A 16,804-nucleotide genomic window follows, 5' to 3' on the forward strand; every position below is an offset into this window, starting at 1 on the left:
ACATAGGCATAATATTCACATAAACAATATAAATTAAAAAAGGGTGCAGGAGACCAAACCATCACAATTCAGTACGCGGGGTTTTACCCCCGCGTGGTGGCTACTTCTTCGATTCGTAAGCGAGAACTGCCTTAAACTCCATACCACGTTCTCTGATACTCAACTCACACAACGAGTCACCTACCATCAGCGTGAATCCCAGTACTGTACAACACAGTACGATGATTGCCACAAGGGCATATTTTGTCAGCATGTCTTGCCTCCCTGCAAAGAAGAGACTAACATTCGAATTGTTTGGGTTCGAACGTAAGCCTCAGGTTGATAGAAATATCGCCTGGGGCTTTTGTCCATCTGGAACCTCGCGAATGCTTAACGCCAGACAGCCTCAAGCACCCGACGCCATTCTATACCTGATAATTCTTCCAGCGGCGTTCACGTTTAAAATCAGGAATACTGCTCGCAAAATAAAAACGCCCCCATCATTTCTGACAGAGGCGTTTAATTTATCCGGCAATATTTACCCTTCGTGCAATCCACATTCCCTTTTTAAGCCAAAGAAACGTGTTTCTTCTTCCGACATGCCAGGTTCCCATTTACGGGTTGTATGGGTATCGCCCACCGATAAATATCCTTCGTCCCATAATGGGTGATATTTCAGGCCATGTTTTTGCAGATACTGATATATCGTTCGGTTATCCCAGTCGATAATCGGCAGCACTTTAAATACGCCACGCTGAATTGCCAGCACCGGTAAATTGGCGCGGCTGCCGGATTGTTCGCGGCGCAGGCCAGCAAACCACGTTTGCGCATTCAGTTCTTTCAGCGCCCGGTTCATCGGTTCGACTTTGTTGATGTCATTGTACTTTTCAATGCCTTCAACGCCCTGTTCCCACAGTTTGCCGTAGCGTGCTTCCTGCCAGGCGGCGCTTTCGGTAGCGCGGTACACTTTCAGGTTGAGCTTGAGTTTGTCCGTTAACTCGTCAATAAAGCGGTAGGTTTCCGGGAACAGATAGCCGGTGTCGGTGAGGATCACCGGAATATCCGGGTGAATCTGATTCACCAGATGCAGGCTCACCGCCGCCTGAATGCCAAAGCTGGAAGAAAGTACATATTCACCGGGCAGATTATCCAGCGCCCAGGCAACGCGGCCTTCAGCGTCCAGTTTTTCCAGTTCGGCGTTAGTTTCTGCCAGCGCCAGAATGCGATCTACCTTCGGCAGTTCGTTCAGGGCGTTTAGATCGAGTTTGGACATAGATTCCTCACTGTTTGCCTTGCCTGATGCGACGCTCACGCGTCTTATCAGGCCTACAAGACCGGGCTGATGGTTAATCCCACAAATCGCGCGCCGGATCGAGCACCGGGCGAATGATGCCCGCACGCACCGTAAAGTCGCCGAAGCCTTCACCCGCTTCGCGCTCTTTCGCCCAGCGCCCTATCAGTTCATCAAGCGACGCCAGGATTTCCGGCTCGGTGATGTTTTCTTTATACATCCGTGGGATACGTGTCCCAATGCGGTTGCCGCCAAGATGCAGGTTGTAGCGACCCGGCGCTTTACCCACTAGGCCCACTTCCGCCAGCATCGCGCGACCACAACCGTTCGGGCAGCCTGTTACACGCATCACGATATGCTCATCGCTGACACCATGTTTCGCCATTAAATTATCGATGTTGTCGATAAAAGACGGCAGGAAACGCTCTGCTTCCGCCATCGCCAGCGGGCAAGTCGGGAACGAGACGCAGGCCATCGAGTTTTCACGCTGCGGCGTGACGGCATTCATTAACCCGCTCTCTTTGGCGATCTTCTCGATCTTCGCTTTCTCGCTTTCCGGTACACCGGCGATGATCAGATTCTGGTTCGCCGTAATGCGGAAATCGCCTTTGTGGATCTTCGCGATCTCCAGCAGGCCGGTTTTCAGCGGACGCCCCGGATAATCAAGGATGCGACCATTTTCGATAAACAGCGTCAGGTGCCAGTTATCATCAATGCCCTTAACCCAGCCAATACGATCGCCTCGTCCGGTGAACTCATATGGACGGATCGGTTCAAATTTGATCCCCGCGCGACGCTCCACTTCCGCTTTAAACGTCTCAACCCCCACGCGCTCCAGCGTGTATTTGGTTTTGGCATTTTTACGATCGGTTCGGTTACCCCAGTCACGCTGAGTTGTCACGACGGCTTCGGCCACCGCCAGCGTATGCTCCAGCGGCAGATAGCCAAACTCGCTCGCCGTGCGGGCGTAGGTTTTCTTGTTGCCGTGTTCGATAGAAAGCCCACCGCCCACCAGCAGGTTGAAGCCTACCAGCTTGCCGTTTTCGGCGATTGCCACGAAGTTCATGTCGTTGGCATGCAGATCGATATCGTTCTGCGGCGGGATCACTACCGTGGTTTTGAACTTACGCGGCAGGTAGGTCTGACCAAGGATCGGTTCTTCATCAGTAGTGGCGACTTTTTCGTGGTCGAGCCAGATCTCCGCATACGCGCGGGTACGAGGCAACAGATGCTCAGAAATCTTCTTCGCCCACTCGTACGCTTCCGCGTGCAGCTGCGACTCGTAAGGGTTCGAGGTGCAGAGTACGTTACGGTTCATGTCGTTAGCTGTCGCCAGCGCATCAAGACCGACCGAGTGCAGCATCTGGTGCACCGGTTTGACGTTCTTTTTCAGAATGCCGTGGAACTGAAACGTCTGGCGGTTGGTCAGGCGAATGCTGCCATAGATGGTGTTTTCACCGGCAAATTTATCGATCGCTTGCCACTGTTTGGTGGTGATCACGCCACCCGGCAGACGACAGCGCAACAGCATCGCATGGCGCGGCTCCAGCTTCTGTTCAGCACGTTCGGCGCGGATGTCGCGGTCATCCTGCTGATACATGCCGTGGAAGCGGATCAGCAGGAAGTTATCGCCCTTAAAGCCGCCGGTCAGACCGTCGTTTAAATCTTCCGCAATGGTGCCGCGCAGGTAGTTGCTTTCAAGCTTCATGCGCTCGGCGTCTGTCAGTTTACCTTCGACCACTAAAGGCCCTGGATGTTTTTCGCTCATTAGTAGACATCTCGCTGATAACGGCGCTCTACGCGCAGCTCACTTAAAAATTCATCCGCCGCTTCGGTGTCCATGCCACCAAATTCGGCAATCACTTCCAGAAGTGCCTGCTCAACGTCTTTCGCCATGCGATTAGCGTCACCGCAGACATAAATATGGGCACCGTCATTGATCCAGCGCCACAGCTCCGCGCCCTGTTCGCGCAGTTTGTCTTGTACGTAAACTTTTTCTTTTTGGTCGCGCGACCAGGCGAGATCGATCCGCGTCAGCACACCCTCTTTGACGTAGCGCTGCCACTCCACCTGGTAGAGGAAATCTTCCGTAAAGTGCGGGTTGCCAAAGAACAGCCAGTTTTTACCCGGTGCTTCGTCGGCAGCACGTTGCTGCATAAAGGCGCGGAACGGCGCGATGCCGGTGCCTGGGCCAATCATAATCACCGGGGTTTCCGGGTTAGCGGGCAGGCGGAAGTTATCGTTATGTTCGATAAATACGCGGAGTTCGCCCTCTTCTTCCACGCGGTCCGCGAGGAAGCTGGAGGCACCACCGGCACGGGCGCGGCCTTCCACGTCGTAACGCACCACACCAACGGTGACGTGTACTTCGTTCTCGACTTCCGCCTGCGAGGAGGCGATGGAATACAGGCGCGGGGTCAGCGGGCGCAGCAGATTAATCAGCGCTTCGGCATCCAGTTGCGCCGGAGAGAAACGCACCATGTCGACAATCGGCGTCGTCGCGGCGTAATGCTGTAACTTCGCTTTATCGCCCACCAGCGGCAGCAGTGTTTCGCTGCGGGTAAGCGTGGCGTAATTCTCAACAATGTTGGCGGTGTTGACGGTCAGTTCGAAGTGCCACTGTAGCGCTTCGTTCAGAGGCAACGTTTTGCCCTCGACGGTGACAGGTTCATCGCCTTTCAGCCACAGCAGTTCGACAAGTTCTTTCACCAGTGCCGGATCGTTCTGATACCAGACGCCCAGCGCGTCACCCGGCTGGTAACGCAGGCCCGAGTCACCTAAGTCAATTTCGATATGGCGAACGTCTTTTTCAGAGTTACGCCCGGTAATTTTCTGGTTAACAGAGAGGCTAGCCACCAGCGGCGCGTCTTTGCTGTACGGGCTGGTGTGGATTTCATTTACCGCGCCAGTAGCGACGGATTGCGAAGGTGCCGCGACAGGCGCACGCGATTTAAGCGCATCAACCACGCGGGCGCGCCACTCGCTGGCAGCAGCCTGGTATTCAACATCGGCATCGACACGGTCGAGCAGGCGTTCACCACCCAGTTCCGCCAGCTTGCTGTCGAAATCTTTCCCGGACTGGCAGAAAAATTCATAAGAGCTATCGCCGAGGCTAAACACGGCAAACGCGGTGTTTTCCAGCTTTGGCGCTTTTTTGGAGAACAGGAACTTATGCAGCGCGACGGCTTCCTCCGGCGGTTCCCCTTCCCCTTGCGTTGACGTCACTACGATGAGCAGTTTTTCGCTGGCGATTTGTTTGAATTTATAGTCGCCCGCGTTCACCAGCTTAACGTTCAGTTTTGCTGCTAATAAATCATCGCGTAATGCTTCAGCAACCCGGCGCGCATTGCCGGTTTGCGAGGCGGAGATAATAGTTATACCCGGCATTTCTGCGGCTGGCGCTGGCGTCGCTGCAAGCGCAGCAGGCTGCTGATTGAGCACGCCCCAGAAATAGCCAGAAACCCAGGCAAGCTGGGTGGGAGTTAAATCGGTCGTGGCCGCCTGAAGGCGTGCCAGTTGCTCCGGGTTCAACGGAAGCAACGCGGAAGGTGGGACCTGTGTCGTCATGCGTCGTTATGTTCCAGTAAGCAAAGCTGTTTCTGCGCCCTGTCAGCGCCCATAAAACAGAAGAGAAGGTAAGGTTAACGGGGTGAACGGTGTGGATTAAAGACGGGATAGCGATAACTAATAACCAAATCGACTAACCTGTTTTAGCAATAGTCTTTAACAACAAAATAGATTAACCAACCTAATGAAAAACAAATGAATTTAGCCAATCATTAAGATAAATCAGCGATTTTGCGCAACAAAGTCGTTTTAGATAATGCGAAAAAACAGCCTTTCCGGTACTCTACGGCGGTTTTATCGTCCTGTAGAGAAATTATGATGTCCACCACGTTATTTAAAGATTTCACCTTCGAAGCCGCTCACCGCTTACCACACGTCCCGGAAGGGCATAAATGTGGTCGCCTGCACGGGCATTCCTTTATGGTGCGACTGGAAATTACCGGGGAAGTCGATCCGCATACGGGCTGGATTATCGATTTCGCTGAACTGAAAGCGGCGTTTAAGCCAACTTATGAGCGCCTCGATCACCATTATCTCAATGATATTCCAGGTCTGGAAAACCCAACCAGCGAAGTTTTAGCAAAATGGATTTGGGATCAGGTTAAACCCGTTGTGCCGCTGTTAAGTGCGGTGATGGTAAAAGAAACCTGTACCGCAGGTTGTATCTATCGCGGCGAATGATAAGAGTGTGTCGGCGGTCAATTTCCCTTAAGTAACGCTATGTTAGGGTGTTGTGTTCTGGATATCTGGGGCATGACATGGAAGACGACTGCGACATTATTATTATTGGTGCCGGTATTGCAGGCACCGCTTGCGCGTTACGCTGCGCGCGAGCGGGTTTATCCGTTTTGTTACTGGAACGCGCTGAAATCCCCGGCAGCAAAAATCTTTCCGGCGGGCGGTTATATACCCATGCACTCGCGGAACTCCTCCCGCAATTTCATCTGACCGCGCCTCTTGAACGACGCATCACTCACGAAAGCCTTTCCCTGTTAACGCCCGATGGCGTAACGACGTTTTCCAGCTTACAGCCCGGCGGTGAATCCTGGAGTGTATTACGTGCACGGTTCGATCCGTGGCTGGTTGCCGAAGCCGAAAAAGAAGGTGTCGAATGCATCCCCGGAGCGACGGTGGATGCACTGTATGAAGAAAACGGCAGGGTGTGTGGTGTCATTTGTGGTGACGATATTCTCCGCGCCCGTTATGTGGTGCTGGCAGAAGGTGCCAACAGCGTCCTGGCTGAACGTCACGGATTAGTGACTCGTCCTGCTGGCGAAGCGATGGCGTTGGGGATCAAAGAAGTGCTGTCGCTGGAAACATCCGCTATTGAAGAACGTTTTCATCTGGAGAATAACGAAGGCGCAGCGTTGCTGTTCAGCGGCAGGATCTGTGATGACTTACCCGGCGGCGCATTTCTTTATACTAATCAACAAACGCTCTCGTTAGGGATTGTTTGCCCGCTCTCTTCCCTTACGCAAAGTCGTGTTCCGGCAAGCGAGCTGCTGACTCGCTTTAAAGCGCATCCGGCAGTGCGCCCGCTTATCAAAAACACGGAATCACTGGAGTATGGTGCGCATCTGGTGCCAGAAGGTGGCTTGCACAGTATGCCGGTGCAATACGCCGGTAACGGCTGGCTGCTGGTGGGCGATGCGTTGCGCAGTTGCGTCAATACCGGAATTTCCGTGCGCGGCATGGATATGGCGCTGACTGGCGCGCAGGCGGCGGCACAAACGCTGATAAGCGCCTGCCAGCACCGCGAGCCGCAAAATCTGTTTGCGCTTTATCATCACAACGTAGAGCGCAGCCTGCTATGGGATGTTCTACAACGTTATCAGCATGTTCCGGCGCTTTTGCAACGCCCTGGCTGGTATCGGGCGTGGCCTGCGTTAATGCAGGATATTTCCCGCGATTTATGGGATCAGGGTGATAAACCTGTTCCACCGCTGCGCCAGTTATTCTGGCGTCATTTACGTCGTCATGGCCTGTGGCATCTGGCGGGCGATGTTATCAGGAGTCTGCGATGTCTGTAGCCCATAATCTCTGGCGCGTTGCTGATGCGCCGCACATTGTTCCGGCTGACTCCGTTGAGCGTCAGATGGTACAACGGTTGATTAACGCCTGTCCGGCAGGTCTTTTTTCGCTCACACCGGAAGGTGACTTACGCGTTGATTATCACGGCTGCCTGGAGTGTGGCACCTGCCGTTTGCTGTGCGACGAATCCACACTACAACAGTGGCGCTATCCGCCTTCCGGATTCGGCATCACCTACCGCTTTGGATAAATAATAAGGATAATTTATGCCCCTCTTACACCTGCTCCGCCAGAATCCGGTGATTGCTGCCGTTAAAGATAATGCCAGCCTGCAACTGGCAATCGACTCTGAATGCCAGTTTATTTCCGTGTTGTACGGCAATATCTGCACCATCAGTAATATCGTTAAAAAGATTAAGAACGCCGGGAAATATGCTTTTATTCATGTTGATTTGCTGGAAGGCGCGTCAAATAAAGAAGTCGTGATTCAGTTTTTGAAACTGGTGACCGAGGCGGACGGCATTATCAGTACCAAAGCCTCAATGTTGAAAGCGGCAAGAGCGGAAGGTTTTTTCTGTATTCATCGCCTGTTTATTGTTGATTCAATTTCGTTTCACAACATTGATAAGCAAGTTGCGCAATCGAATCCGGATTGTATTGAGATCCTGCCAGGCTGTATGCCCAAAGTGCTGGGCTGGGTGACAGAGAAAATCCGCCAACCGCTGATTGCCGGTGGGCTGGTGTGCGATGAAGAAGATGCGCGTAATGCGATTAACGCGGGTGTCGTGGCGCTTTCCACCACGAATACCGGGGTCTGGACGTTAGCGAAAAAATTACTTTGACGGGATAATCGTAACCAATTGAATTTGGTTTGATTTGTAGGCCGCACGCCACATCCGACATTCAGCGCCTGATGCGACGCTTGACGCGTCTTATCAGGCCTACAAGTCCCCAGGCCAGAACCGTAGGCAGGATCATCCGGCAACACGTTATTGGCAATCTGCGTGAATGTTTGTCACCAGTGCCTCCAGCACCACTTTCCAGTCATCAACCACGCCAACATCTGCCTGTGAAAATACCGCAGCGCTGGCGTCATGATTAATCGCCACCACAAACTTGCTATTGCGTACGCCCGCCATTAACGCTGCTGCGCCAGAAGCGCCAACAACAATACACACCTCAGGTGCCAGCAGATGTCCGGAAATACCAATCACTTTTTCAGCATCAACGCCACCGTTCATCACTCGCGCCCGACTGTAGCCCACTTCGGCTCCCAGCTTTTCTGCCAGCATAGCGATTTCCTGGTTATCTGCCTCTCCGCCCTGCCCCACCACCAGCACCCGTCTGGCCTCAGCTAATGGGTCGCGAGTAACATTTTTCAGATCCTCTGTGCTAACCAGCCAGTCGGGAAGCGCACCCGGGACAATGTTCAGTTGTTGCATTCCAGAGGGCAACGTGGCGTTTTTCGCTGCTCCCGCCTGACGCGCCAGGGAAAGGCATAGCGGGCGTTTTTCTGTTTGCAGCGTCGCCGTTAGCGCATTTCCCCAGTGGGATTTGCGCACGCTTACGGTTGGAATATCTAACGAAGTCACCTGGCAGATGCTTGCACCATGTAAACGCCAGGCCAGCCGGGTCGACAGTTCATCGCCAAACATTCCCGGCGGAAAGAGAACAACGTCCGCAGGCGTTCGCTGCCACTGTTCCACCAACGCATCCAGCACCTGTTCCGCCACTACAGGCTGAGGTTCAATCTGCCAGTGCGCCAGGGTACAACCGCTGAAATCCTGCGCCGCCAGCCAGCTTGCTATTGCGGCATTCTCCTGATTTATTGTCACAATTGCGATATTCATGGCTGCATCCTTTGGCGTAAATAGTCCCGCCATAGCTTTTGAGCTTTTTCTGCTACCGTTTGCCCATCAATCAGCGTCGCTCCGCGTCGTTGCTCTGCTCTTGCCAGTTGCAGACACTGCATCGCTGGCATTTCGGCAGCAACAGTTTTACGGATAATTTCTGCTTTCCCCGCAGCCATTCGCTGGCGCATTCCCGGTACTGGCAAGGCCACTTCACCGCACTGACGCACGGCAATCACCGCAGGCAAGCGAACCCGGCAACAACGCAACCCATGTTCAGTACGCTGTTCGAGGGTGATAAACAGCGCGTCGAGAGTGAAACGCTCCACCTGGGTGAAGCAGGGCCAGCCCAGCATTTCCGCCAGCAAAAATGGCGTTTGCCCATTCTGCCCTTCGCTGCTTTGGCAGCCGGTAATTATCAGATCCAGCGGATTCTGATGCTGCCATTCGGCAATATGGCGAGCGACAAATTCCGGCGCAAAGCGCAGATCTGCCGCCGTCTCCAGCAATACAGCTTCCTCAAACCCAAGAGCCATGAGATAGCGCAGCCAGTGCAATGCCCGTTCATCCCCCATGCTCAACGCGGTTAAAGACATCGGCGTACCGTTTTTTCTCTGCGCCAACAGCAGCGCGGCAGCGGCCTGTTCATCAGCACCGAGTAAACTTCGCAGTAGCGAAATATCCGGTCCGCTTTTACCCTGAGCCGCCGCCTGCCACTCTTTTTCCGCCAGCATTCCGGCATCCGGTTCGGCTTTAAACGCTAACAGAATGTTCATTCGCACCTCCTACATTTCCCGCCGCCACCAGCGGGAGGGCTTTAGTTTCTGGTGCCCATAGCCAGGTCACAACAAAACCAACCAACAACACTGTCGCCAAGAGCAATAAGGTGACTTGCATTCCCCACTGCACCAGCACCCACGGCAGCAGGCCAGTACTTACCGCCGCGCCAAGTCGACTCATGGCGGTGGCAAAACCGACGCCCAGCGAGCGAATGTCAGTAGGAAAACTTTCCGCAGGCAAAATGCCCACCAGATTACTGACTGCCGAAATGGTGGTGCTGAAGAGAACAAAAAGCAGCAGCGTTAATGAACTGCCGGAAGGCAAACAGGCCATGACTACCAGCGTTGCCGCCAGCAGCAAAAAACTTCCCAGCAAAAATTTGCGATGTGCCAGCAGGTGCGTCAGAACTAATCCCAGCAGCGCGCCCACAATTAACAACGCATTAAGCATCAGGCTGGCAGTCAGCGCATCTTCCAGACCAATAGTCTGGGCGATAGTTGGCAGCCAGGTATAAATCACAAACCATGGGATTACGAGGCAGACAAAGAAGACGCTGTTAAACGCCGTGCGCCGCCAGTAACGCGAAGAGAACAAGGTTTTGATGTGTTTATGGGTCGCCGTTACCACTTCATCGCCCAGTAAAACATGGGGACCAAAATAGCGATGCACGATAGCGTGAGCTTCTGCAAAACGCCCCTGGCGCAGTAGCCAGCGTGGTGATTCTGGCGTTCCCCAGCGTAATAACGTAATCAACAACGCGGGCAGAGCTGCCGATGCCAGTAGCCAGCGCCAGGCCTCCGGGTTTTCGGAAATAAAGTGATGTCCGGCAATACTTGCCAGCACATAGCCTACGGTCCACACCACGCTGAATGCGCCCAGCAAAATACCGCGATGGCGGCGCGGGGAAAATTCAGCCAGCAAGGTGTGACCTACTGAATAATCGCCTCCCAGACCAATGCCAATCAAAATGCGCAGTCCAATAAGATGCTCTGGCGTGGTGGCAAAAAATTGTAAAAACGAAGCAAGCGTAATCAGCAAAAAGCTGAAGGTGAAGATTTTTTGCCGACCAATATGGTCGGAGATCCACCCAAGAACCAGGCTGCCAAGGAACAAACCAAGGAGCGCCGAGCCGCCGATCATTCCCGCCATAAACGGCGTCAGTTGCATGGCGGGCGTAAGCTGAATAATGGCGTAACCAATGACGCCGAGAACATAACCGTCGGTCAGGTGTGCGCCGAAAGTGAGCGCAGCAATGCGGCAGTGAAAACGGTTAAGCGGTAAATCATCCATTCGCACCGGTGAAGTGTTCATCTTTACCCCTTCATTGTCCGGTAATAAGAACGGCTTCTCGCCTGAGAAGCCGAAAAGGCAACGCCCCGTCATCGCGGAACGCTGCCTGACACATTATTTTTCAATCGGATAGATAGTACCCGTATTCATAATGCCATTAGGATCGAACTGCTTTTTCAGCCCTTCCAGCAACGCCCACGCGCTGCCGTGTTCCAGTTTGCTCCAGTGAACGCGATGTTTACCGATACCGTGGTGGTGCACCATCGAACCGCCGAGGCGAATGGTTTCTTCACAGATGATCTTGTTGAGCGGATTGTGGTACTTGTCGATTTCCTCTTCCGGCTTACAGTCAACGACGTTGTAATCGTAGACGAAGTACATGTTGGTGCCGTTCTGATAGCTATGAGAGGAATGACCGCCCAGCATGGTGATGTCGTCGGCGTGCGGGAACTCAGTACGAATACGGTTAATAACGCTTTCGTAGATTTCGTGGATGCAGCTCCAGCAGCCGGACACTTCAGTGGTAAAGCCCATGTTGCCGGTTTTGAGGATCTGCACACGTTCGGCAGCCACTTTATCCGGTCCCCAGTTCAGGTTGTTAAACCAGGTTTCGATCAGCTTGCTGTCCACGCGCTGGCATTGCGGGTAGCGGGCAACGATTTCCGCAATCCCTTCGCCCGTCGCCTTCGCAATGCGAGGATTGCCTTCAGCCATAAAGATCAGCACACATTTACCGTCGGCAAAATGGGTGAAGTGTTGGGTGCCATCTTCAGCGTCATACAAACGAGCGATCGACGGACGATACCCTTCCACCATGATTTCACGCAGGATGTTGAAGCCGGTTTTCATGTCTTCCAGGATATAGCCGTAGAAGAGGTTGTTTTCCGGGGTGAATTTAAAGATTTTCACTGTTACTTCAGTGATATAGCACAATGCACCTTCGTTGCCGATGATGATGTGACGAATGTCCGGGCCAGCCGCGCGGCGTGGCACGTTTTTAATGCGTGTGACGGTGCCATCAGCCAATACTGCTTCCAGACCAACGACCATATCTTCGATTGCGCCGTAGAGTGTGGAGAACTGCCCGATACTGCGGGTTGCTACCAGGCCGCCCATCTGAGCCAGCGGCTTTGACTGCGGAGAATGCCCCGTGGTGTAACCTTTTTCACGCAACGCATTTTCCAGCACCTCCAGCGGAACGCCACATTGCGCCGTCGCCTGCATATTCTCAATATCAATATTAATGATTTGATTCATGGCGGAGCCGTCGAGCACCACCGAGTTTTCCACAACGGTTTCCAGCCCACCTTCAGTGGCGGAAGCGCCGGTACGCGGCACACCGTTAATTTTGTGCGCATTCATAAAATTCAGCACACGGGAGACTTGTTCTGTGGAACCGAGTTTTACGACCGCTGCCGGAATCGGCAAAGTATAAATACCATGAATATCCGGAAATTTACGAAAACGGTCAATACTGTTCTTCTTTAATACTGTTTCATCGGTAATTACGCGATCTGCACCAACAATTTCCTTTAGCTGGTCGACAATCGCTGCGCGAGATAAAGACATAGTAATTCCTTCCTGATAATAAAAATGGAATAATCATTAATAAGAGAAAACAGAAACCACCGTTATGGATTAGCGCACTAAATAACCACCATCGACCACTAATAAATGCCCATTGACATAATTTGAAGCCGGACTTGCGAGGAATACAGCTGCGCCCATTAAATCCTGAGTATCGCCCCAACGGTTTGCCGGAATATGATCAAGAACGCGCTGATTGGTTTCTGGATTACTGCGTGTCGCCAGCGTAATATCTGTTGCATAATAGCCAGGGGCAATACCATTTACCTGAATATTATATTGACCTAGTTCATCACAATAAGCTTTGGTGAATCCGGCAAGAGCATGTTTAGTGGCAGAATATGCAGGTGACCATTGTCCACCTAAGTAAGAGAACAATGAACAGATATTAATAATTTTGCCGCTTTTCTGCGGGATCATAATTTTTGCCGCTTCATAGCTTAACTCGAATGCGGCGGTCAGGTTCACATCAATCATCGGATCCCAGTCGGCACGACCGAAGTCCAGCACCTTATTCAGCTTACAAATACCGGCATTGTTTACCAGAATATCAACTGTACCGAAACGCTCACAGCAAGCAGCGATAATCTTCTGCGGCGCGCCTTCTGCGGTGATATCCACCTGCATGAAGTCCACCTCAACACCCTGTTTTTCAATCATTTCCTTTGTTTCGCCGTTATCTTTGACGAAACTAGGAATAAAGATATTTGCGCCAGCTTTGGCCAACGCCATGGCAAATGCCTGGCCTAAACCGCTATTCCCACCGGTAACAATTGCGGTTTTACCTTTCAGTGAGAAAAAATCCATTGAGAACGCATTGAGAGATTCGATTGACATAGTTAGCTCCAATTTCCGTAAGGCAAAAAAAAAGAAAGGTAACTTCCCCCGCGAGAGGGAAGTTACCTTTCTCATTATCTCTGGTAACTGGAGATAATTTTTAGCATAACGGCATAACTGCTAATGTGATCGTAATCACAGTGTGATATTCGTATTGTCAAATAGTTTTAAAAAGCAGAAGCGTGATTACTCTCACACAACACCTCTGCTTTCCATGTTATTTCTTATTGTAATTACTAGAGACCTGAGAAAAGTAATCCACCTGAAAGGGCGGCTTACTTTTCTCTTTTTTTTGTCTATTACAAATGGGAATACGATATGCAACACAACTCACATCGCCGTTGGATAACCCTCGCGATAATTAGTTTTAGCGGCGGCGTTAGTTTCGACCTGGCTTATTTACGTTATATTTATCAAATTCCCATGGCGAAATTTATGGGATTCAGCAATACCGAGATAGGTTTAATAATGAGTACCTTTGGTATTGCGGCTATTATTCTTTATGCCCCCAGCGGCGTTATTGCCGATAAATTTTCACACCGCAAAATGATTACTTCCGCGATGATCATTACCGGATTACTGGGTCTGTTAATGGCAACGTATCCACCGCTGTGGGTAATGCTCTGTATTCAGGTCGCCTTTGCGATAACGACGATTTTAATGCTGTGGTCGGTGTCGATTAAAGCCGCCTCGTTGCTGGGCGATCATAGTGAGCAAGGGAAAATTATGGGCTGGATGGAAGGGCTGCGCGGCGTCGGTGTAATGTCGCTGGCGGTGTTTACCATGTGGGTCTTTTCTCGCTTTGCACCGGATGACAGCGCCAGCCTGAAAACAGTCATTATCATCTACAGTGTGGTTTACATCTTGTTGGGGATTCTGTGCTGGTTTTTTGTTAGCGATAACAACAACCTGCGCAGTGCCAATAACGAAGAAAAACAGTCATTCCAGCTTAGCGACATCCTTGCCGTTTTGCGTATCAGCACCACCTGGTATTGCAGCATGGTGATTTTTGGTGTCTTCACAATCTACGCCATTCTGAGTTACTCCACCAACTATCTGACCGAAATGTACGGCATGTCGCTGGTGGCAGCGAGCTACATGGGGATTGTGATCAACAAAATCTTCCGCGCGCTGTGCGGCCCACTTGGCGGCATTATCACCACCTACAGTAAAGTGAAATCCCCTACCCGCGTGATCCAAATCCTTTCCGTACTCGGCCTGCTGGCGTTAACTGCCCTGCTCGTCACGAACTCTAACCCGCAATCGGTCGCGATGGGGATTGGCCTGATTTTACTGCTGGGATTCACCTGTTACGCCTCACGCGGGCTGTACTGGGCCTGCCCTGGCGAAGCGAGAACACCGTCTTACATTATGGGCACCACGGTAGGTATTTGTTCGGTGATTGGATTCCTGCCGGATGTCTTCGTTTACCCGATTATCGGCCACTGGCAAGACACCCTGCCCGCAGCAGAAGCCTACCGCAATATGTGGCTGATGGGCATGGCGGCGCTCGGCATGGTGATTGTCTTTACCTTTTTGCTGTTCCAAAAAATTCGTACTGCTGATAGCGCCCCCGCAATGGCTAGCAGCAAGTAAGCCAGGAAAATTACAGGAGAAAAATCATGTCGAAAAAATACATCATAGGGATTGATGGCGGAAGTCAGAGCACAAAAGTGGTGATGTACGATCTGGAAGGTAACGTGGTTTGCGAAGGCAAAGGCTTATTACAGCCGATGCACACGCCAGATGCCGATACTGCAGAACATCCTGACGACGATTTATGGGCATCATTATGTTTTGCCGGTCACGATTTGATGAGTCAGTTTGCCGGGAATAAAGAAGATATTGTCGGTATTGGTCTGGGATCCATCCGTTGCTGTCGTGCGTTATTGAAAGCCGATGGCACGCCTGCTGCGCCGTTGATTAGCTGGCAGGATGCACGCGTTACACGCCCTTACGAACACACTAATCCTGACGTGGCATATGTCACCTCTTTTTCGGGTTATCTGACGCATCGCTTAACCGGCGAGTTTAAAGACAATATCGCCAACTATTTTGGTCAGTGGCCGGTGGATTATAAGAGCTGGACATGGAGCGAAGATGCTGCGGTAATGGATAAGTTTAATATCCCCCGTCATATGCTGTTTGATGTGCAAATGCCTGGCACCGTCCTCGGACATATCACACCACAAGCCGCACTGGCGACACATTTCCCGGCAGGACTGCCGGTTGTTTGTACCACCAGTGATAAACCGGTAGAAGCTCTGGGGGCCGGATTACTGGATGATGAAACTGCGGTAATTTCTCTTGGCACTTACATCGCATTGATGATGAACGGCAAAGCACTGCCGAAAGATCCGGTGGCGTACTGGCCGATTATGTCTTCTATTCCGCAAACATTGCTGTATGAAGGTTACGGTATTCGCAAAGGTATGTGGACGGTGAGCTGGCTGCGTGACATGTTAGGCGAGTCGTTAATTCAGGATGCCAGGGCGCAGGATCTTTCACCGGAAGATTTACTCAACAAGAAAGCCTCTAGTGTGCCACCTGGCTGTAATGGGCTGATGACGGTGCTGGACTGGCTGACCAATCCGTGGGAACCGTACAAACGCGGGATTATGATCGGCTTTGATTCCAGCATGGATTACGCATGGATATATCGTTCGATATTGGAAAGCGTGGCGCTAACGCTGAAGAACAATTACGACAATATGTGTAATGAAATGAATCACTTTGCGAAGCATGTGATCATTACTGGCGGCGGTTCGAACAGCGATCTGTTTATGCAAATTTTTGCCGACGTGTTCAACCTTCCGGCACGCCGTAACGCCATTAACGGTTGTGCAAGTCTGGGAGCAGCGATTAATACAGCGGTAGGTCTGGGGCTATACCCGGATTACGCAACGGCTGTTGATAAGATGGTTCGCGTGAAAGATATCTTTATACCGATTGAGAGCAATGCCAAACGCTACGACGCGATGAATAAAGGCATTTTCAAAGACCTAACCAAACATACTGATGTGATCCTGAAAAAATCGTATGAAGTGATGCATGGGGAATTGGGGAATGTGGATTCGATCCAGAGCTGGTCGAATGCGTAAGTGAGGAAGGCCGGGCGGGAAACTGCCCGGCCTGAACATACCTTAATGGTTATCCCCGCTGACGCGGGGAACATAAGTTCGACAACTTAAAAAATGATAACAAGTCCGGTTTATCCCCGCTGATGCAGGGAACATAATAAAAACTTTAACTAGTTCGGTTTATCCCTGTTTTTACAAGGAATATTAACTACACTCGATGTCTTTAGAATAAAAGACAATACGAATCGCACTTTATCAATTTTCACTTAAAGTATGAACTGGATATCTTTATTCATAAGAACTATTCATCAACAGCGTATAGAGGCGGTTATGTAAAACCACTCATTAGCCTCAAAACAAAGACAAACTTCCAGATTTATTACTTAACCAATGAATAACAAGCTTAAAAAACATACTGTTATTCTAAAGAAAAAATTAACAGGCATTAATTCAATATTAAAAAAATAATAGATTAAAATTTCTTAACGATTTAAGAATCATACAAATAACAC

Annotated in this window: 15 protein-coding genes; 6 read left to right on the top strand and 9 right to left on the bottom strand. The window is 51.2% G+C overall.

The window, feature by feature from the left end:
- Positions 1 to 100: 100 nt before the first annotated feature.
- The 4 genes from QZF50_RS17955 to cysJ form a co-directional block, all read right to left on the bottom strand.
- A complete protein-coding gene (locus QZF50_RS17955) occupies positions 101 to 253 on the bottom strand; it encodes a Hok/Gef family protein (RefSeq protein ID WP_000956458.1) in 153 nt (50 codons plus the stop codon).
- A 264-nt stretch (positions 254 to 517) separates the two neighbouring features.
- A complete protein-coding gene (gene cysH, locus QZF50_RS17960; protein WP_000039843.1) occupies positions 518 to 1,252 on the bottom strand; it encodes a phosphoadenosine phosphosulfate reductase in 735 nt (244 codons plus the stop codon).
- A gap of 73 nt (positions 1,253 to 1,325) precedes the next feature.
- Complete coding sequence (gene cysI / locus QZF50_RS17965) at positions 1,326 to 3,038, bottom strand: assimilatory sulfite reductase (NADPH) hemoprotein subunit (RefSeq protein WP_001290688.1); 1,713 nt, start codon at positions 3,036 to 3,038, stop codon at positions 1,326 to 1,328.
- Positions 3,038 to 4,837, bottom strand: coding sequence for an NADPH-dependent assimilatory sulfite reductase flavoprotein subunit (cysJ, locus tag QZF50_RS17970; RefSeq protein ID WP_001402503.1), 1,800 nt, complete (start codon positions 4,835 to 4,837; stop codon positions 3,038 to 3,040). Before cysJ ends, cysI begins: the two co-directional genes overlap by 1 nt.
- Positions 4,838 to 5,155: 318 nt before the next feature.
- On the opposite strand from cysJ, the gene queD reads away from it, so the two are divergent.
- The 4 genes from queD to QZF50_RS17990 all read left to right on the top strand — a co-directional run bounded on the left by queD (position 5,156) and on the right by QZF50_RS17990 (position 7,710).
- Positions 5,156 to 5,518, top strand: coding sequence for a 6-carboxytetrahydropterin synthase QueD (gene queD, locus QZF50_RS17975; protein ID WP_000108294.1), 363 nt, complete (start codon positions 5,156 to 5,158; stop codon positions 5,516 to 5,518).
- Between the two features lie 77 nt (positions 5,519 to 5,595).
- Positions 5,596 to 6,867 carry an FAD-dependent oxidoreductase gene (locus QZF50_RS17980; protein WP_001347765.1) on the top strand — a complete coding sequence of 424 codons (1,272 nt, stop codon included), beginning with the start codon at positions 5,596 to 5,598 and terminating at the stop codon, positions 6,865 to 6,867.
- On the top strand, positions 6,858 to 7,118 hold the full coding sequence (locus tag QZF50_RS17985) for a ferredoxin family protein (protein WP_000109367.1): 261 nt from the start codon (positions 6,858 to 6,860) through the stop codon (positions 7,116 to 7,118). Before QZF50_RS17980 ends, QZF50_RS17985 begins: the two co-directional genes overlap by 10 nt.
- A gap of 16 nt (positions 7,119 to 7,134) precedes the next feature.
- A complete protein-coding gene (locus QZF50_RS17990; RefSeq protein WP_001130266.1) occupies positions 7,135 to 7,710 on the top strand; it encodes a glycerol-3-phosphate responsive antiterminator in 576 nt (191 codons plus the stop codon).
- Between the two features lie 147 nt (positions 7,711 to 7,857).
- Here the strand turns inward: QZF50_RS17990 and QZF50_RS17995 are convergent, their stop codons facing one another.
- The 5 genes from QZF50_RS17995 to QZF50_RS18015 all read right to left on the bottom strand — a co-directional run bounded on the left by QZF50_RS17995 (position 7,858) and on the right by QZF50_RS18015 (position 13,212).
- Complete coding sequence (locus QZF50_RS17995) at positions 7,858 to 8,718, bottom strand: electron transfer flavoprotein subunit alpha/FixB family protein (protein ID WP_001384090.1); 861 nt, start codon at positions 8,716 to 8,718, stop codon at positions 7,858 to 7,860.
- Positions 8,715 to 9,494: an electron transfer flavoprotein subunit beta/FixA family protein gene (locus QZF50_RS18000; protein ID WP_001324445.1), complete on the bottom strand. Its 780-nt coding sequence runs from the start codon at positions 9,492 to 9,494 to the stop codon at positions 8,715 to 8,717. The genes QZF50_RS17995 and QZF50_RS18000 overlap by 4 nt, the downstream gene beginning before the upstream one ends.
- Positions 9,472 to 10,881 carry an MFS transporter gene (locus QZF50_RS18005; RefSeq protein ID WP_073972199.1) on the bottom strand — a complete coding sequence of 470 codons (1,410 nt, stop codon included), beginning with the start codon at positions 10,879 to 10,881 and terminating at the stop codon, positions 9,472 to 9,474. Before QZF50_RS18005 ends, QZF50_RS18000 begins: the two co-directional genes overlap by 23 nt.
- A gap of 21 nt (positions 10,882 to 10,902) precedes the next feature.
- Complete coding sequence (locus tag QZF50_RS18010; protein ID WP_000059300.1) at positions 10,903 to 12,357, bottom strand: FAD-binding oxidoreductase; 1,455 nt, start codon at positions 12,355 to 12,357, stop codon at positions 10,903 to 10,905.
- A 69-nt stretch (positions 12,358 to 12,426) separates the two neighbouring features.
- Entirely contained in the window at positions 12,427 to 13,212 is a 786-nt protein-coding gene (locus QZF50_RS18015) for an SDR family oxidoreductase (RefSeq protein WP_000021321.1), read from the bottom strand.
- A gap of 318 nt (positions 13,213 to 13,530) precedes the next feature.
- On the opposite strand from QZF50_RS18015, the gene QZF50_RS18020 reads away from it, so the two are divergent.
- Entirely contained in the window at positions 13,531 to 14,808 is a 1,278-nt protein-coding gene (locus QZF50_RS18020; protein WP_001472116.1) for an MFS transporter, read from the top strand.
- Between the two features lie 26 nt (positions 14,809 to 14,834).
- On the top strand, positions 14,835 to 16,313 hold the full coding sequence (locus QZF50_RS18025) for an FGGY-family carbohydrate kinase (RefSeq protein ID WP_000039712.1): 1,479 nt from the start codon (positions 14,835 to 14,837) through the stop codon (positions 16,311 to 16,313).
- Positions 16,314 to 16,804: the final 491 nt, after the last annotated feature.

This window comes from uncultured Escherichia sp., assembly GCF_948475835.1.
Taxonomy (GTDB): domain Bacteria; phylum Pseudomonadota; class Gammaproteobacteria; order Enterobacterales; family Enterobacteriaceae; genus ECMA0423.